This window comes from Pseudomonas sp. S06B 330, assembly GCF_002845275.2.
GTDB lineage: Bacteria > Pseudomonadota > Gammaproteobacteria > Pseudomonadales > Pseudomonadaceae > Aquipseudomonas.
This window is the reverse complement of sequence record NZ_CP088149.1, coordinates 1841572-1860114: the sequence shown is the minus strand read 5'-3', so window position 1 is coordinate 1860114 and position 18543 is coordinate 1841572. Positions and strand designations below refer to the sequence as shown.

Below are 18543 nucleotides of genomic sequence, written 5' to 3'. Positions count from 1 at the left end.
GAGGCGGCGTCTTTTTCGTTTCTGCCCCTTGAGGGCGCGACCTGCAGTGCAATGTTCAACGAGGTGTTCGATGAATACGAGTTTCTGGAAGTCCGGGCATATCCCCACGCTGTTCGCTGCCTTTTTGTATTTCGACCTCAGCTTCATGGTCTGGTACCTGCTCGGCCCAATGGCGGTACAGATCGCGGCCGATCTGCACCTGACCACCCAGCAACGCGGGCTGATGGTCGCCACGCCGATCCTGGCCGGCGCCATCCTGCGGTTTGTCATGGGCATCCTGGTCGATCGCCTGTCCCCGAAAACCGCCGGCCTGATTGGCCAGGTGATCGTCATCATCGCTCTGTTCTGCGCCTGGAACCTGGGCATACACAGTTATGAGCAGGCACTGCTGCTCGGCGTCTTCCTCGGCGTCGCCGGCGCCTCCTTTGCTGTCTCCCTGCCACTGGCCTCGCAGTGGTACCCGGCCCAGCACCAAGGCAAGGCCATGGGCATTGCTGGCGCTGGCAACTCCGGTACGGTGTTCGCCGCGCTGCTGGCACCGGTGCTGGCTGCCAGTTTTGGCTGGAACTCTGTCTTCGGCTTCGCCGTGATTCCGCTGCTCCTGACCCTGGCACTGTTCGCCCTGCTGGCGCGCAATGCCCCGCAACGGCCCAAACCCAAGGCCATGGCTGATTACCTCAAGGCCCTGGGTGACCGCGACAGTTGGTGGTTCATGTTTTTCTACAGCGTCACCTTTGGCGGCTTTATCGGGCTGGCCAGCGCCCTGCCCGGCTACTTTAACGACCAGTACGGCCTGAGCCCGGTCACGGCCGGCTATTACACTGCCGCCTGCGTCTTCGCGGGCAGCCTGATGCGCCCCTTGGGTGGCGCGCTGGCTGATCGCTTTGGCGGCATCCGTACCTTGCTGGCGATGTACACCGTGGCGGCCATTTGTATTGCCGCTGTCGGTTTCAACCTGCCAAGCTCGGTGGCCGCCTTGGCCTTATTCGTCAGCGCCATGCTCGGGCTTGGTGCAGGCAATGGCGCAGTGTTCCAACTGGTGCCGCAACGCTTCCGCCAGGAGATCGGGGTGATGACCGGATTGATCGGCATGGCTGGCGGTATCGGTGGGTTCCTGCTCGCCGCAGGCCTAGGCGCTATCAAGCAGCACAGTGGTGATTACCAATTAGGGCTGTGGCTGTTCGCCAGCCTTGGCGTACTGGCCTGGTTCGGCCTGCATGGGGTCAAACAACGCTGGCGCACCACCTGGGGCTCAGCTGCAGTAACTGCAGCACGCGTCTGAGACCCGATCATGAGCCTGCAACTAAGTTTCGCCCACGCCAGCGCTACCGGGCCACGAGAGGAGAACCAGGACGCATTGCGCCTGGTCACGCCGAACCCGGAACTGGCCGCCAGTAAAGGCTACCTATTTGCCTTGGCCGACGGCGTCAGCCAGTGCGCCGATGGCGGCCTGGCGGCACGGGCGAGCCTGCAAGCACTGGCCCTGGACTATTACGCCACACCGCCAACCTGGGGTGTGGCCCAGGCTCTGGACCGCCTGCTGCTGGCGCAAAACCGCTGGCTGCGTGTCAACGGCGGCGGGCAGCCGTTACTGACCACCTTGAGCGCCCTGGTACTCCGTGGCCGACGCTTCACCTTGGCGCATGTCGGCGACTGCCGGATCTATCGCTGGGCCGCCGGGCAACTGCAACGCATCAGCGAAGATCATGTATGGGATCAACCGGGCATGCAGCATGTGCTCAAGCGCGCGCTGGGTCTTGATCAGCACCTGCAGGTTGACTACCTGGAAGGCGACCTGCGGGCCGGCGAGTGTTTTGTCCTGTTGAGCGATGGTGTCTGGGCCAGCCTGAGTGAATCGCAGATCAGGGCAGTATTGCGCGAACAGATTGACCTGCAGGATGCGGCGCAGACCCTGGTCAGCTCCGCCCATCTCAGCGGCAGCCAGGACAACGCCAGTGCATTGCTGGTGCGCATCGATCGGCTGGGCACAAACAACCTCGGCGACTCCCTGGCGCAACTGCAGCAATGGCCGTTGCCGACAGCCCTGCGCAACGGTCAAGTGATCGATGGCTGGACCGTTGACTCCCAGCTCAGCCACAGCCGCCAGTCACTGCTTTACCGCGTCCATGACAACCAGCAGCAAGCCTGGCTACTGAAAACCCTGCCGGAACAACGCACGGATGAACCCGGGGCACTGCAATGCCTACTGCTCGAAGAATGGTTCCTGCGTCGGGTCGCCGGACGTTACTTCCCCGAGGTACACCCGGCCAGCCAACGCCAGCACTTGTACTATGTGATGAGTGAATATCCAGGCCAGACCTTGGCGCAATTGTTCGTCCACTCTGGCCCACTCCCCCTGGCGCAATGGCAATCACTGGCCCAGCAACTGTTGCAGGCGGTGGGCCTGTTGCACCGGCGCAACATCCTGCACCGCGACATCAAACCCGAAAACCTGCACCTGGGTGATGACGGCCAACTGCGCCTGCTGGATTTTGGCCTGGCGTTCTGCCCGGGCCTTTCCGAGGACCGCGTCCACGAATTGCCAGGCACCCCTTCGTTTATTGCCCCGGAAGCCTTCGACGGCGAGCCGCCCAGTGCACAACAAGATCTCTACAGTGTCGGCGTAACGCTGTTCTACCTGCTGACCGGACACTACCCCTATGGCGAGATCGAAGCCTTTCAGCGCCCACGCTTCAGCCAACCGGCCAGTGCTGCGCGCTATCGCCCCGACGTGCCGCCATGGCTGGAGCACAACCTGACGCAAGCCCTGCTCGCCGACCCGCAACAACGCTTCGAAACCGCCGAGCAATGGCTGTTGCTGCTTGAACAAGGCGAGCGTCAGCAGCTGAGTGCCCGTCCGCGCCCGCTGCTCGAGCGCGAACCGCTTAAGGTCTGGCGCGGTGTGGCGCTGCTGTCCTTACTACTTAACCTGATCCTACTGATCTGCCTGCTAAAAGGCTGACAGCCCGAGCCTACGAGGAATACCCATGAAAGCGAAAGTCTGGCTAATTGGTGCGGGACCTGGCGACCCGGAGCTGTTGACGCTCAAAGCGGTACGCGCCCTGAGTGAGGCCGACGTGGTCATGATCGATGACCTGGTCAACCCACTGATCCTCGAACACTGCCCTCAGGCGCGGGTAATCGCCGTGGGCAAACGCGGCGGTTGCCGCTCCACACCGCAAGCGTTCATCCAGCGTCTGATGCTGCGCTATGCCCGTCAGGGCCGCTGCGTAGCGCGGCTCAAAGGCGGCGACCCGTGCATCTTTGGCCGCGGTGGAGAAGAAGCCGCCTGGCTGCAGGCTCAAGGTATCGAGGTTGAATTGGTCAATGGCATTACTGCGGGCCTTGCCGGCGCAAGCCAATGCGGGATTTCCCTGACCTTGCGCGGTGTCAGCCGCGGCGTAACCCTGCTCACCGCGCACACTCAGGATGACAGCCCGCTGAACTGGCAAGGCCTCGCTCAAGGCGGCACCACGCTTGTGGTGTACATGGGCGTGAGCAAACTCGCCGAGGTCCAGCAGGGACTGCTGGCAGGCGGCTTGGCGGCCGATACGCCCGTGGCAATGATCGAGAACGCTTCCCTGCCCCAGCAACGCGAACAACGCAGTTCGCTGATACACCTGTGCGAAGACGCCGACCGCTTCAATCTCTGCAGCCCAGCCGTTCTGGTGATTGGCCAAGTGGCAGCCCGAGACGCTGTAGCCAGCGCACTACTGCAGATACCCGCCTGAATCGCAGGCAAAGAAAAGCCCGGCCTAAGCCGGGCTTTTCTGTGAAGCGCTTACCAATTACTTGGCTTGAGCTTCTACTTGTGCTTCTACGCGACGGTTAACAGCGCGACCATCTTCGGTGGCGTTGTCAGCAACCGGACGGGTTTCACCGTAACCAACCGACTCAACGCGAGTCGACTCAACACCGTACTCGTTGGTCAGAACCTGCTTAACGGCGTTTGCACGACGCTCAGACAGCTTCTGGTTGTAAGCGTCAGGACCGACGGAGTCAGTGTGACCTTCAACGGTGGTGGTGGTCTGTGGGTACTGCTTCATGAAGTCAGCCAGGTTTTTGATATCACCGTAGCTGTTCTGCTTGACGACAGACTTGTCGAAGTCGAACTTGACGTCCAGCTCAACACGTACGACTTCAGCAACAGCTGGGCAGCCGTCAGCGTCAACGGTAACGTTGGCTGGGGTGTCAGGGCACTTGTCGACGTTGTCGCAAACGCCGTCGTTGTCGCTGTCGGAGCAGACTTCAGCAACAGGTGCTGGAGCAGGAGCAGCGCCACCGCTACCACCGAAGTTCAGACCCAGACCAACAGTTGGGCCCCACTCGGTGTTGCCGTTGTCGATGTTGTACATGGCTTCAACGCCAGCACGGGCGAAGAACATGTCGGTGATGTACCACTTGGCACCGGCGCCAACGTTGGCGAAGGTGGAGTGGTCACGACCGTTGTTGAAGCTCTGGCCGATGCTCTCGTGTGCAAAACCAGCCGAGACGTACGGACGCAGTGCATCGCCTACGGTACCGAAGTGGTAGGTAGCGTCGAGCTTAGCTTTGGAACCTTTGATGTCCTTGTTGAAGACATCGCCACGAACGTTGTGAGTTTCGTTGTAGCCCAGATCCAGGGACAGGTCGTCGGTCAGGAAGTAACCGAGGCGAACACCTGGGTTGGTGCCGTCGTTCTGAAAATTGCGCTCGCTATCGTAGTACTGCTTGGTAACGTTACCTTCGATCTCAACCGCGCCTTGGCCTTGTGCCAGAGCGCCGAGCGAAGTTACGGCTACAAGAGAACCAATGGCCAAGCCCAAGGTGTTTTTCAATTTCATCCGTTAAATCCCCATCTGGTGATAGTTAAGCAGTCCCACCAACATCCGGGGGACAACTCGTCGACAAGTCTAGCAGAACTTGCCAGTACGTAAGAGATATTTACGTGCCACTAAGTTTCAGCAAGGCCCGCAAATTTCTCACGTAGCTTGTCTAGCGCACGTTTATACCGCATTTTCGTTGCGCTAAGGCCCATATGCATGATATCGGCGATTTCCTGAAATTCCAGCTCTGCGACGAATCGTAGCACCAGAATTTCACGGTCAATCGGATTTACATGCACTAACCATTTATCCAGCCCACCTTTCTCTTCAGGTTTGGGCGCCTTCTCTTCCGAGGCTTCCTCAAGTGGATCCAAACTCAAGGCATCCATCAGTCGACGTTTGCGCCGCTCCTTGCGGTACTGGGTGATGCATTCGTTATAGGTGATGCTGTAGAGCCAAGTCTTGAACTTCGATTTGCCCTCGAAGTTCTTCAGGCCATAGAGCACCTTGAGCATCACCTCCTGACAGACATCATCAGCGTCCCGATCGTTCCCCAAGTAACGCGCACAGACGTTAAAAAGAGTCCGTTGGTAGCGTCGCATGAGCTCTTCATACGCGCGAGTAACATGAAACAGCTCCTCATGCGAACGCGCCACCAACTCCTCATCAGTGAGCTCGCGGGGGTCGTAACGCATGGGCAGCGAGTGAACTTTATTCAAAACGAATCTGGCCGACAGTCAGGTCAATGTCGCCGCTTACCCCTGCCTGGGGTAATTTGCGGCGGCATACATTAGCAGGATTTACCCGGTTAGCGGCTATTGACTCGCTGCTCGAGGAGAATCCGGTTGGACAACGAGACCAACTCGCCATCGTCGGTCAGCAGGGTCGTCTTGACCGTACCGATCTCCTCGATCTGCCCTTCAACCTCTCCAACCTGCACATACTGGCCCACTTGATAGAGCTCACGCACATAAATTCCAGCCAGAATCTGCCCGGCAATTTCACGACTGCCCAGGCCCATCGCCAACGCAACAGCCAGACCAACGGTAATCAATCCAATGACGATTACATGGTTGAGCAGGTCGGTCTTGACCTCAAGCTGGCTGATTGCCACTGAAATGCTGATGATAATGACCAGGCCCTGGGCAATACGCCCGACACCCGCCGCGTACTCAAGGCCAATGCCTTCAGCAGCACCACGCACCAGGCCGTTAACCAACTGGGCCAGGAGCACACCGGCCAACAACACCAGCGCAGCGCCAAATACTTTGGGTAAATACAGGGCAAGCATGTCGAGCGTAGCCGAAACCCGCTCAAGACCCAGGGATTCAGCGGCCGAGACGAGGAAGATCAACAACACAAACCAATAGACGATCTTGCCAATCAAGGTCGAGATCGGTACCTGGATACCGACCCGATCGAGCATCTTGGTCAAGCCAGTGCCGCCCATCAGGCGATCCAGACCCAGTTTGGCGAGTAACTTGGACAGTAAGGTGTCCAGCAGCTTGGCCACGACAAAACCAAGTAGCACCACAACCAGGGCGCCAAACAGATTAGGAATGAAGTTCGCCACTTTGGTCCACAACGCGGTCATCGCGGTGAGTAAGCTCTGTGTCCAGAGATTAAGTTCCATAGTCAATCGGCCTTATCAGCTTTACGGGCGGTAACGTTACGGCGGACCGGCGCAACATGCGCCGAGCCATTGTTAACGGCAATCATCAACGCCTGGCTCCAGCGGCCAAGCAGACTGAACAGATCGCCCGCACCAACCTGACGGTTGGCGGTTTTCAGGACGCGCCCAAGGCAAGCATCATCGTCGCGATCCTGGCCGGACGGCGAAGCCTTGAGCAAGTCTCGCAGGGATTCTTCAAACGGATCGTGCATGGGCACCTCGCGCAATATCTGTCAAAGACGAGGTGCTCGCCAGGCAGGTCACATGAACCAGGCGGACAGTTCGTGACTGATTGTTCACTAAATGCACTGAATCACACCCACCGCAGGCGGCGAAACAGCCACCACTGCCCCAGTGCCAACCCCAGCACCAGTAAACTGGCGAAGAGGAAGCCATAGGGACTTTCAGCACCGGGAATGCCACCAACGTTGATGCCTAGCAGTCCGGTGACGAAACTCATGGGCAGAAAAATGCAGGTAATGATGCCGAACCGGTACATGGTCCGGTTCATTCGCTCGGCACGCCGGCGGTCTTCGCTCTCCAGCACCAACGCAGCCCGCTCGCGGGTCAGTTCCAGTTCTTCGAGGTAGCGGGTCAGGCTGTTGTTGAGCTCGTTCCAGTAGTCGGCGTCATCGGCAGCGAACCAGCTCCACTTGTTGCGCGCCAGCTGTGCGTAGATTTCCCGCTGCGGGTTGAGAAAGCGCCGCAATCCGGCAGCGCGGCGGCGGATCTGCTGCAAACTGCCCTGATCCGGCGCGTAGCGTTTGTCCGCTTCCAGCTTCTCTTCCTCCAGATCGACCACTTCCGAAAGGTCGCTGATCAGCGCCTGAACTTTCTCGGTCAGCAATTGCGCCATGGTCAACAGCAGCTCGGACGCGGTTTTAGGCCCGCGCCCTTCAGTCAGTTGCTGGAGCAACTCATCGCTGGCGCGCATTGGCCGCAGGCGCAAGGAAATTACGCGCTGGGCCTGGGCGAAGATGCGCACCGAGACCATGTCTTCGGGCTCGGCACCTGGATTGAGGTTGACTCCGCGCAGGAACAACAGCATTTGCGCGTCCGCCAGCGGCAACAACCGCGGACGGGTGTTTTCCTCAAGCAGCAGGTCGCAGGCAAACTCGTTCAAACCACTGTCATGGCGCAGCCAGGTACGGGTCTGCGGGTGACTACGATCCCAGTGCAGCCACAGGCTTTCCTGCGGCTGCAGCTCAAGTGCATCCAGCTCAGTTCGAGCAATCGAACGCGCACCGCCGTTTCCATCCAGCACCAGGGCATGTACCAGGCCCCATTGCGCGTTTTCTTCTTCGAACATCCCTACCCCAGGCTTGGTTTCAGAGGCTTACTCTGGCATTTTCAACGGGCTTGGCGAGACAATCACACCATTGTTGTCAGCGTAAATGTATTCACCGGGGCGGAAGGTCACACCGGCAAAATTCACCACCACGTTGAGGTCGCCGATGCCACGCTTGTCGGTCTTCATCGGATGGCTGGCCAACGCCTGCACGCCTACATCGGTTTGCGCCAGAACATCGACGTCACGTACACAGCCGTAGATCACCAGGCCTTCCCAGTGGTTCTTCGCGGCTTTTTCGGCAAGCATGTCGCCCAGCAACGCCCGACGTAACGAACCGCCACCATCGACCACCAGCACTTTGCCTTTGCCATCGAGCTCGACCTGCTCCTTGACCAGCGAGTTGTCCTCAAAGCACTTGATGGTGACGATCTCACCACCGAAGGAATCGCGGCCACCGAAGTTACTGAACATCGGCTCCAGCACCTGCACCAGTTCCGGGTAGGCGTCGCACAAATCGGGGGTGAGATATTGCATGGGAAACTCCTGTCAATTGCCAAGACAATGGGATGTCACAGTTTCAATCAGTTAACGAGGCCCAGCGGTCAAGCTTTAGACTCAAGGCTACACGTCGGCGCCGATCCGGTCACCTGTTGTGCAGCGTCTTCGGTTACCACCGCCAGCGGGTTATGCAACCAGCGCTCGACCAGCGGCCAGACTTGCGCCTGGGCAGGCTTACTGACGAGCATATCGACGTGACCAAAGTTGTCGAAACCCTGTTCACGACCCAAGCGAACAAATTGCTTGTGCTGACCACCCAATTGTTCGAACAGCTTGCGGCAGGCCCACACCGGATCTTGATGATCGCCCGCACCTGCCACTGCCAGCACCGGCAGGTCAATCTCAGCCAACCCCGCCCACCAATCCGCGTCCTTGTCGCCAAAACGGCCAAACAAACCAAACCAGCGCATGCTTTCCAAGGCCAGGCCGATAGGTTCATCCTCCGGACCACGCTTGAGCCGCGCCCCGGAAATCTGGCCGAAGCGTTTGAGCAACAGGCGCCCGCCCCACTCCACCGGCGGCAATTTCAACGGCCAGTAAGTACGACTGACCTGAGTACCGAAAAACGCTGCACTGGCAACGTGCTCAGCCCCCAGGTACTGCCCGCCGAGTGCGGCAGCCAAAGTGGTACCGCCGAGGGAGTGACCAATCCAGTGCGCGGCGCGGCCACACTGCTCGCTGACAAAGGCGGCAATGACCGGCAAGTCATACCGCGCATAGTCGGCGACACGGTTGTGGCGATAATTGCGATTGCGCGGTGACAGGCCATGACCGCGCATTTCCGGAATCCATACATCGAATCCGGCGCGTGCCAGGTAGGCCCCGAGACCAATACCCCGAGGTGAGTACCAGAACCGCCGATTGGAAAAGCTGCCATGCAGCAGAATCACCGGGGCGCCCCGCACCTCGGTCTGATCGGCCATGCCAAGACGGGTCACGGCCAGCTCAACGGTGGGGTCTGGGCTGTTTGCGGCCTTGATCCGGTACACGTCCTCGCTCAGGTCACCCCGACGCTCGGCGCTGAGCAAGGCCACGGGAAATAGAGTACTGCTGCTTTGCATAGGTTTCTTGCACGAAAAAGGGCGGGATCCATCACTGGAACACGCCCTGGAATACGGTCGAAACCTTCATCGGCCACAAGGGCCAGGTGAAGGTTTCGGTTCAGCGCATCAGCTTGCTGCCTGACCTTCGGCCAGGAAGAACCAGGTCTCGAGTACCGAGTCCGGGTTCAGCGAAACGCTTTCAATACCCTGCTCCATCAGCCACTTGGCCAGGTCCGGGTGGTCGGATGGGCCCTGGCCGCAAATGCCGATGTACTTGCCAGCCTTGTTACAGGCCTGAATGGCGTTGGCCAGCAGCTTCTTCACCGCCGGGTTACGCTCATCGAACAGGTGCGCAATGATCCCCGAATCACGGTCCAGGCCCAGCGTCAGCTGAGTCAGGTCGTTGGAACCGATGGAGAAACCGTCGAAGTACTCGAGGAACTCTTCGGCGAGGATGGCGTTGGATGGCAGCTCGCACATCATGATCACGCGCAGGCCGTTGTCGCCACGAGCCAGACCGTTTTCGGCAAGCAGGTCGACGACCTGGCTAGCTTCGCCCAAGGTGCGGACGAACGGCACCATGATTTCAACGTTGGTCAGGCCCATTTCGTTGCGTACGCGCTTGAGTGCACGGCACTCCAGCTCGAAGCAGTCACGGAAGGCTTCGCTGATGTAACGCGAGGCACCGCGGAAGCCCAGCATCGGGTTTTCTTCTTCCGGCTCGTAGAGCTTGCCACCGATCAGGTTCGCGTATTCGTTGGACTTGAAGTCCGACAGGCGCACGATGACCTTCTTCGGCCAGAACGCCGCCGCCAGAGTGCTGATGCCCTCGACCAGCTTCTCGACATAGAAGCCAACCGGGTCGTTGTAACCGGCGATGCGCTTATCGACGCTTTCTTTGAGCTCAGCTGGCAGGCCAGCATAGTTCAGCAGCGCCTTGGGGTGCACACCGATCATGCGGTTGATGATGAATTCCAGCCGCGCCAGGCCGACACCGGCGTTAGGCAGCTGGGCAAAGTCGAACGCACGGTCCGGGTTGCCAACGTTCATCATGATTTTGAACGGCAGATCAGGCATGGCGTCGACGGAGTTCTGGCGCACATCAAAGCCCAGCTCACCTTCGAAGATAAAGCCAGTGTCGCCTTCGGCGCAGGACACGGTCACGCCCTGGCCATCCTTGAGCAGTTGGGTGGCGTTACCGCAACCGACGACAGCCGGGATACCCAGTTCACGGGCAATGATCGCCGCGTGGCAGGTACGCCCGCCACGGTTGGTAACAATGGCGCTGGCGCGCTTCATTACCGGCTCCCAGTCTGGGTCGGTCATGTCCGAGACCAGCACGTCGCCTGGCTGGACCTTGTCCATTTCCGAGACGTCCTTGATGATCCGCACCTTGCCGGCGCCGATGCGCTGACCAATGGCACGACCTTCGACCAGCACGGTACCGGTTTCTTTGAGCAGGTAGCGCTCCATGACATTGGCCTGAGCGCGGCTTTTCACGGTTTCAGGACGGGCCTGAACGATGTACAGCTTGCCGTCGTCACCGTCTTTGGCCCATTCGATGTCCATCGGGCACTTGTAGTGCTTCTCGATGATCATCGCCTGCTTGGCCAGCTCGCTGACTTCAGCGTCGCTCAGGCAGAAACGGGTGCGATCGGCCTTGTCGACATCAACGGTCTTGACCGAACGACCGGCTTTGGCTTCTTCGCCGTAGATCATCTTGATCGCTTTGCTGCCCAGGTTGCGACGCAGGATGGCCGGACGACCGGCTTCCAGCGTGCCCTTATGGACATAGAACTCGTCCGGGTTGACCGCGCCTTGCACCACGGTTTCGCCCAGGCCATAGGCGCCGGTGATGAACACGACATCACGGAAGCCCGATTCGGTGTCGAGGGTGAACATCACCCCGGCGGTACCGGTTTCCGAGCGCACCATGCGCTGTACACCGGCGGACAGGGCAACCAGCTTGTGGTCAAAGCCCTGGTGCACGCGGTAGGAAATGGCACGGTCGTTGAACAGCGATGCGAACACTTCCTTGGCGGCACGGATAACGTTTTCGACGCCACGAATGTTCAGGAAGGTTTCCTGCTGACCGGCGAACGAGGCGTCTGGCAGGTCTTCGGCGGTGGCCGAAGAACGCACGGCAACGGCCATATTCGGGTTGCCCTGAGACATTTCGGCAAAGGCAGTGCGGATTTCGCTGTTCAGCCGCTCGGGAAACTCGGCTTCCATGATCCATTGACGGATTTGAGCGCCGGTCCTGGCCAGGGCATTGACGTCATCGACATCCAGCGCGTCCAGCGCGGCGTGGATCTGGGCGTTCAGCCCGCTCTGCTCGAGAAAATCACGGTACGCCTGAGCCGTAGTGGCAAAGCCGCCGGGGACCGACACACCGGCACCCGCGAGGTTACTGATCATCTCGCCCAGGGATGCGTTCTTGCCCCCCACATGCTCCACATCATGGACGCCGAGCTTATCGAGGGAAACTACGTACTCTACCAAGGTGATCTCTCCACTAACTGTGTTGGAAAAGCTCAGGACGCCCGCCTGCCAGCTCTGGCTTGGCCGGGCGCTTGTGGCCTGGACCCGGAAAATAAGTGAGAATGCCGACGAACCGCGTTCGGCAAACCGAACCTATCATAAACAAGATTCGTCACCAGCTTAAGGCCCAAGGCGCAAATGAAACGATCTGCTTTCTTTATCTCCGATGGCACCGGCATCACAGCCGAGACGCTGGGACAAAGTCTTCTCGCGCAATTCGATACCATTCCATTCAATAAATTCACACGTCCGTACATCGACAGCGTGGAAAAAGCGCAGGTCATGGTACAACAAATCAACAGCGCCGCAGAAAAGGACGGTGTCCGTCCGATCATCTTCGACACCATCGTAAACCAGGATATCCGTGAGGTCCTGGCCACTTCCAATGGTTTCATGATCGACATTTTCTCGACGTTCCTGGCGCCGTTGGAGCAGGAGTTGACCGCGCACTCGTCGTATTCGGTGGGCAAGTCCCACTCCATCGGCGGCAACTCCAATTACATGGAGCGCATCGAGGCGGTCAACTTCGCCCTGGACAACGATGACGGCGCCCGCACCCACTACTACGACAAGGCTGACCTGATCCTGGTCGGCGTGTCACGCTGCGGCAAGACCCCGACCTGTCTGTACATGGCCATGCAATTTGGCATCCGTGCGGCCAACTACCCGTTGACCGAAGACGACATGGAGCGCCTGCAACTGCCGTCGGTGTTGAAAAAGTACCAGCACAAGCTGTTCGGCCTGACCATTGACCCGGACCGCCTGACCGCCATCCGCCATGAGCGCAAGCCTAACAGCCGTTACTCCAGCTTCGCCCAGTGCGAGTTCGAAGTACGCGAGGTGGAGAACCTGTTCCGTCGCGAGAACATCGCCAACATCAACTCCACCCATTTCTCGGTGGAAGAGATTGCAGCGAAGATCCTGGTGGAAAAAGGTGTGGAGCGTCGGTTCAAGTAGCTGAGCTTTTCTAGGGCCTCTGGCCGTTGCGGCTCTTTTGGGCGTTTGCCCAAGGGGCCGCCGCAGCGGCGAACGAGGAGACCCGAGGCTCGATCGCGAATTACCGCGAGCGCTCAGCATCGGCACACCCCTCCATGGGTGGCATATAGCCATTATGCGCAAGAAGTTGCGCAGTCTTCGTGTAGAAATCCCCGCGAAAAACGCTAAAGCCCTTGCAGGCTGTGGCCTCCCGCTGAGTGCGCAAGAAGTTGCACAGTAGTGCGCAACTTCTTGCGCACTTTTTCATGGTTTCCACCGTGAACAGAGAAAGAAGTGTCTGCATAAACTTCTAACTAATTGATATTTATGACTATTTGTTTTTTGGCATGAATATTGACTGGATGATGGCTTATCAGGCGATCTCGCCTACTACCAATACTGGGCGAAAAGGACACCCTGCATGAGTGCAGACAAGCTGGAAATGCTTGATCGACTGGCACGAGCTGACCGAGCCGCCAGGGCGATGCCCCACGAAGATATCAACTGCGCCATAACGCCCTGCCCTGCCGGTCAGCCTGAACTGTTCGTGGTGCCGGTGCGCTATGCGCTGGCCGAAGAACAAGCGCCCCATCCCTGCTGCACGCCTGGCGTTGCCAGCCACAGCCATCCCATGGCGGCCCGCCGCCTGCGCGCAGGTTATCTTTACCTGTGGCAGGACCAGGGCCCGCTCCAACGCTACGCCATCGCACCCGATGGTTTGCTCAGCGAGCAAGCGCTGGAGGACGATGACACGCTCGTGTTGAACGGCACCTTGGCGGGCCTGGCGCTGAAAAAGATCCATAACGCCTGGATGCTCTACTGCGAGTACCCCCTGCCCCCGGAACACTGCCAGGCGTTGAGCGACAGCAGTGCCCAGCGTAGCGCGCACATGCGCCACGTGGCCTTGCGCACGGTGGCCAACGAGCTGCAAGCGCCTCATTGCCCAGCGCTGGCCGATGCTGAGCAGGTGATGGCCGAACTGATCCCGTCCACCTACGCCCGGTCGATGAAGGCCGATCAAAAGCGCGGCGGCGACGATACCGACGCACTGGGCGCGGCAGCGATGAAATCGCCGACAACCCATAACATCAACGCCTACACCACGGCGATGCACCGCGCACGAGAACGGGAAAGGGTCATCGGCCAACACCCCGACGCCAGCGACGAAGCGCCGGGCGAGTGGAGCGCCGAACGCTGGGAGGGCCAGCGCACTCAGGATTGGCTGGAAACCGCCAAGGCCCAGGCCAATGGCTTGTTTCCTGTCTTTGCCTGCCTGGACGATGACCTCGGCGTGCTGCGCGATATCAACCATGAGCAGGAGTGGCTGGAAGCGCGTCACCAACAGTGGATCGCTGATAACACCCTGCGCCTGAGCATCGGTGGGTTTGTGCGCAGCCTGGTCAGCGAAGACGGGGCTGAGTTGGCGGGTACCCTCAACTACCGCTACAAGGGGCGTGATATCAGCCTCACCCCCGAGCAGGGCAAGGTCATGCTCGACACCCAGCATCAGCTGGATGAGGCGCTCAGGGCTGAAACCCAGGCCCGCCGCTACGGCGGCCAGCCCAGCCGGGTTGAAGCCAGCACCCGCGATGCGCGTATTGCCCGTATCGTAGCGCCCGTGCGCGCCTTTATACCGGCCGACCTGTACCCCGAAGCAGAACACCTGGTGCGCGAATACCGCGCCGAAAAACAGGCCAACCGCGATAACGACTTCCTCAGTGCCAAGGTGAGTGAATACATCGACCTGGAGGCGATGAACACCTGGCTCGAAACCACCGCCCCCAGCCATTTCCAACAGATCGAACAACGCCATCAAGCACTGTTCAGCGACCGCGGCGTGTTCCTCAAGCGTTCCGCCAATGGCACCTGGTTTGTCGATTACCATGACCTGAACACACGGCTCTGGTTGACCGAGCTGGCCACGGGCTGCCTGAGCGCCCAATGCATTCGGGCCCAGGGCGCCGAACAATATGCCGACTATGTGCGGGCCGCCGATGGCGGCGCACTGACACACCTCTTCCGCGCCTGGACGCCTTCGCTCGATGCGGCCATGAACAGCAGCACGCGCCTGGGCGAGTTGCTGGCGGCGCTGGCCGCCGAGAACATCACCGCCACCCATCAGGCCCTGGCCCCTCTGACCCTGCCGATCATCAACGACCTCGCGGCCATGGCCCGGGACGCCAACGGCCCATGGAGCGTACTGGTCAACCGCCTGGCCGCGGCGTTGCTGTTGCTCAAAGAGCAGAAAACCTTCAGCACGGCCTGGCTCGGCATTTTCGTTGCCGCGCGCCTGGGCAGCGAAGCGCGCTTGCAGTTCGTGACCGAAGGTGGCCGCCAGATCTGGACGTTACTGGGGCAAAAAGCCGAAGGCCTGACCCGCTGGGCCCGCGCCACAGGGGAAGCCATTGGAGCCGGGCGCGTGGCAGGGATTACGAACTCCACCTTTGTGACCCATAGCGGTGGAGTCGTCCCCCTGGCGGCCTTGCTGCTGAACTCGTTCAACGCGAGTAATTACCTGAGTCAGGCTGAGACCGTGGAGGGAATGGACGACCGGCGTGTTAACGACACTATTTCTGCGACTTTGTATACGGCGGCTGCGTTGACGGCAGTGATTGATAATCAGGTGCGGCAGGGGATGAAGAAGGATCAGTTTCTAATTCGCTCATCTCCGGCCCCAACCCTGACCCTGTTTGGTGGGGTGATTGGTGGATTGTCATTTCGCGCGGCCGTAAACGAATACCGGTCTTTGCAAATACAACTGGAGGGCGCACAAACCCATATCGATCCGTGGCTAGAGATGCGCCTGGCCGTGGTCTCGGGCCAGGTAACGGCCTATGGAGCCCAGGCGTTATTGGGCGTAGTACAAACGGGCAAAGCCTTGGCGGGTTTAGTGGAAGTGGAAACCGCCATCATGCGCTATTCGCTGTACATGGGCCCGCTGAACTGGATCATTGCCGCGCTGGGCGTGCTGTACCTGATCACCTGGTTCTTTCAGCAAACGCCACTGCAAAACTTCCTCAGCGCCTGCTGCTGGTCAAAAGCGCGGGCGGGCAATCTGGAGCCTATCGCGGCCAAGGCCCAACAAAGCGAACTCAACCACCTGTACGGCATCCTGTATACACCTCGAGTGAGCATGGAGAGCCGTTCGGAGGTGGGCAGCGCCAATGGACCTTCAGGACTGACGTCCATCAGCTCCATCGACAGCCTGACCATCGACCTGCCAGGGGCTGAGCCCAACAGCGTCTACCTGGGACTGAGCCTGATCGGTGACCCAGTGGATACCCAGCGCCACCGCTACTTGATCAAAAACAGCCTGAGCAAAAATCGTCAGCCGCCCAGACCTTGGCGGAATATGGTCCCGCACTGGCTACCCAGCAGCAGCTGTTGCTGGATACCGGCCAAGGAAGGTCAAGGCTTGCGCCTGAGCGGGCCCTTCAACACCGAGCCAGGTGTTCTTAGTACACAACCCAGTACTGTCTCCCTGCGCTTGTGGTACCGCACCCCCTTGATCGCGATGCTGGGTGCCGACACCTTCATCGGTGGTGAACGGGGGCTCGCCTTTACGTTGAATGACAGCGGCGGCGTGGTTGCCCTGCGGGACGACCCGACACCGGAACTGGATAGTGTGCCGAGGTATGGGCTGGGCGCAGATCGACCCGGTGCCTATTACCTGCAACCCAAGGACAAGACATGAGTACGCCACCGGCAGGCACCACAAAAAAGCGGATATTTTCGCGCAATGACTACTTGGCACCACTGCCCATCCCCACCGGTCGAAAACCCTCGGATGTGCTCAACACCATTTGGCGCAAGAACGAGGTGTTTATCGATATCGGTAATTACAGCATCGGTTCGGCGGTGATGGGGATATGGCCGATGGTAATGTTATTTGCATTTATGAACTACCTCACGCCTGACCCTATAGTATTGGTGGGAGGAGTTATCATCGTTGGCATCCCTATCTTATTTTTGATCCAGGCTCTGTTCCGCGAAGTGCCACTACCCGTGCGCTTTAATCGGCAACGCCGCGAAGTATGTGTACCGCAAGCAGATGGCGAATACTGGATTGTCCCCTGGGAAAGCGTGACGGCGGCAGCTACACAACATTCGTCGGTGAGCCAGGCAGGTAAAGCAACGATGGGCTTGTTGATCATCGGCTTTGAAAATCCGGATCCGCAGGCCAAAGACGACAACAAGCATTTCTCGCTGGGTTTTAACTGTGGCGGGGGCACCAGCGCAATGGCGTTATGGGAATGCATGCGCAGTTATATGGAAATTGGACCGGATGCAGTTGATGATCAGACTGCACGCTTCGACAGATCTAAAGGCATATGGGCCACCTATCTGGACGACCTTATCAAGGCTGCGAAGTTGAGGGGCTGGCTTGTAACCGCATTTTGGGAAGGCTTCTGTGGGATTTTCATTTTTAACACGCTACTGATAGACGTACTTGAACGCTGGAAACTGAATCCACCTCCAGACCTGACCTACCCCGCCATCATCGAATGGTCCAACCCCCTGCCACCCGAGCAATGGGCCAAGCGCTCCCCCGAGCTGGAAGCCGCCATCGCCAAGCGTGAGGCCGAATTAGCCGTGCAGATGCAGCCTGTGGACGAGACATGAGTACGCCACCGGCAGGCACGACGAAAAAGCGGATATTTTCGCGCAATGACTACTTGGCACCACTGCCCATCCCCACCGGTCGGAAACCCTCGGATGTGCTCAACACCATTTGGCGCAAGAACGAGGTGTTTCTCGACATCGGTAACTACAGCATCGGTTCGGCGGTGATGGGGATATGGGTAGGTGTGATGACGTTTCTGGCCATGTCTTTCTTCACCCGAAATCTCAACTCTGACTTCAGTCGGGATACTTTGATGTTGGGTGCAATTATTATGGCATTGCCAGTTTTTTTTCTAATCCAGGGCCTGTTCCGCGAAGTACCTTTACCTGTGCGCTTTAATCGACAACGCCGCGAGGTGTGTGTACCACAAGCAGATGGCGAATATTGGATTGTTCCTTGGGAAAGCGTGACGGCGGCGGCGACGCAACATTCGTCGGTGAGCCAGGCAGGTAAAGCAACGATGGGCTTATTGATCATCGGCTTTAAGAACCCCGACCCGCAGGCCAAAGACGATAACAAGCATTTCTCGCTGGGCTTTAACTGTGGGGGTGGCACCAGCGCCATGGCGTTATGGGAATGCATGCGCAGTTACATGGAGATTGGGCCGGATGCAGCGCCGGAGGCGGCTGCACTTAACTCAGGCGGGAGCCTGCGCTACTACATCGATTACATGAGCGATAAAGCTAAAACTCGCGGTTGGATTCTGACGATATTGTGGGAGGGTGTAGTTGGGGTATTTATTTTCAACGCACCTTTGGCCACCTATCTACAAAGAAAAAAGTTATACCCGCCTCCAGACCTGACCTACCCCGCCATCATCGAATGGTCCAAACCTCTGCCGCCCGAGCAATGGGCCAAGCGTTCCCCCGAGCTGGAAGCCGCCATCGCCAAGCGTGAGGCCGAGTTAGCCGTACAAGCTCAAGAGGTTCACTGAGCACGCCATCTATCGGCCCACCAGGGGTGATAAACCGACCCAAACAAAACGCCCGATGCAGTGCATCGGGCGTTGGGCTGAAATAGGTGTAAATCTATTT

At 59.0% G+C, this 18543-nt stretch carries 15 protein-coding genes; 7 read left to right on the top strand and 8 right to left on the bottom strand.

What is annotated here, in order from left to right; translation table 11 throughout:
- The first annotated feature begins 70 nt into the window (after window positions 1-70).
- The 3 genes from CX511_RS08645 to cobA are packed head-to-tail and all read left to right on the top strand — an operon-like array spanning window position 71 to window position 3731.
- Window positions 71-1282, top strand: a complete 1212-nt coding sequence (locus CX511_RS08645) for a nitrate/nitrite transporter (RefSeq protein WP_045186875.1) — start codon at window positions 71-73, stop codon at window positions 1280-1282.
- 9 nt (window positions 1283-1291) lie between these two features.
- Window positions 1292-2962 carry a bifunctional protein-serine/threonine kinase/phosphatase gene (locus CX511_RS08640; RefSeq protein WP_101291828.1) on the top strand — a complete coding sequence of 557 codons (1671 nt, stop codon included), beginning with the start codon at window positions 1292-1294 and terminating at the stop codon, window positions 2960-2962.
- 25 nt (window positions 2963-2987) lie between these two features.
- Complete coding sequence (gene cobA / locus CX511_RS08635; protein ID WP_101291827.1) at window positions 2988-3731, top strand: uroporphyrinogen-III C-methyltransferase; 744 nt, start codon at window positions 2988-2990, stop codon at window positions 3729-3731.
- A gap of 57 nt (window positions 3732-3788) precedes the next feature.
- Here cobA and CX511_RS08630 read toward each other — a convergent pair whose 3' ends face one another.
- The 8 genes from CX511_RS08630 to ppsA all read right to left on the bottom strand — a co-directional run bounded on the left by CX511_RS08630 (window position 3789) and on the right by ppsA (window position 11871).
- Window positions 3789-4823, bottom strand: a complete 1035-nt coding sequence (locus tag CX511_RS08630; RefSeq protein ID WP_101291826.1) for an OmpA family protein — start codon at window positions 4821-4823, stop codon at window positions 3789-3791.
- Window positions 4824-4933: 110 nt separating this feature from the next.
- Window positions 4934-5500, bottom strand: coding sequence for an RNA polymerase sigma factor SigX (gene sigX, locus CX511_RS08625; RefSeq protein ID WP_036990388.1), 567 nt, complete (start codon window positions 5498-5500; stop codon window positions 4934-4936).
- Between the two features lie 113 nt (window positions 5501-5613).
- Window positions 5614-6438: a mechanosensitive ion channel family protein gene (locus tag CX511_RS08620; protein ID WP_045186893.1), complete on the bottom strand. Its 825-nt coding sequence runs from the start codon at window positions 6436-6438 to the stop codon at window positions 5614-5616.
- 2 nt (window positions 6439-6440) lie between these two features.
- On the bottom strand, window positions 6441-6689 hold the full coding sequence (locus CX511_RS08615) for a hypothetical protein (protein ID WP_045186896.1): 249 nt from the start codon (window positions 6687-6689) through the stop codon (window positions 6441-6443).
- 101 nt (window positions 6690-6790) lie between these two features.
- Window positions 6791-7786: a divalent cation transporter CmaX gene (gene cmaX, locus CX511_RS08610; RefSeq protein WP_045186899.1), complete on the bottom strand. Its 996-nt coding sequence runs from the start codon at window positions 7784-7786 to the stop codon at window positions 6791-6793.
- 27 nt (window positions 7787-7813) lie between these two features.
- Complete coding sequence (gene rraA, locus CX511_RS08605) at window positions 7814-8302, bottom strand: ribonuclease E activity regulator RraA (RefSeq protein WP_045186901.1); 489 nt, start codon at window positions 8300-8302, stop codon at window positions 7814-7816.
- Window positions 8303-8370: 68 nt separating this feature from the next.
- Window positions 8371-9387, bottom strand: a complete 1017-nt coding sequence (locus tag CX511_RS08600) for an alpha/beta fold hydrolase (RefSeq protein ID WP_231353388.1) — start codon at window positions 9385-9387, stop codon at window positions 8371-8373.
- A gap of 108 nt (window positions 9388-9495) precedes the next feature.
- The gene (gene ppsA / locus CX511_RS08595; RefSeq protein WP_045186907.1) at window positions 9496-11871 is read right to left on the bottom strand and encodes a phosphoenolpyruvate synthase; all 2376 of its coding nucleotides are present in this window, start codon (window positions 11869-11871) and stop codon (window positions 9496-9498) included.
- A 177-nt stretch (window positions 11872-12048) separates the two neighbouring features.
- Between ppsA and ppsR the strand changes: the two genes are divergently transcribed.
- From ppsR to CX511_RS08575, 4 genes are all read left to right on the top strand, one after another.
- The gene (gene ppsR / locus CX511_RS08590; RefSeq protein ID WP_045186910.1) at window positions 12049-12867 is read left to right on the top strand and encodes a posphoenolpyruvate synthetase regulatory kinase/phosphorylase PpsR; all 819 of its coding nucleotides are present in this window, start codon (window positions 12049-12051) and stop codon (window positions 12865-12867) included.
- Between the two features lie 439 nt (window positions 12868-13306).
- A complete protein-coding gene (locus CX511_RS08585; RefSeq protein WP_231353386.1) occupies window positions 13307-16579 on the top strand; it encodes a toxin VasX in 3273 nt (1090 codons plus the stop codon).
- Window positions 16576-17508 carry a hypothetical protein gene (locus CX511_RS08580; RefSeq protein WP_220639113.1) on the top strand — a complete coding sequence of 311 codons (933 nt, stop codon included), beginning with the start codon at window positions 16576-16578 and terminating at the stop codon, window positions 17506-17508. The genes CX511_RS08585 and CX511_RS08580 overlap by 4 nt, the downstream gene beginning before the upstream one ends.
- Entirely contained in the window at window positions 17505-18443 is a 939-nt protein-coding gene (locus CX511_RS08575; RefSeq protein ID WP_220639112.1) for a DUF6708 domain-containing protein, read from the top strand. The genes CX511_RS08580 and CX511_RS08575 overlap by 4 nt, the downstream gene beginning before the upstream one ends.
- Window positions 18444-18543: the final 100 nt, after the last annotated feature.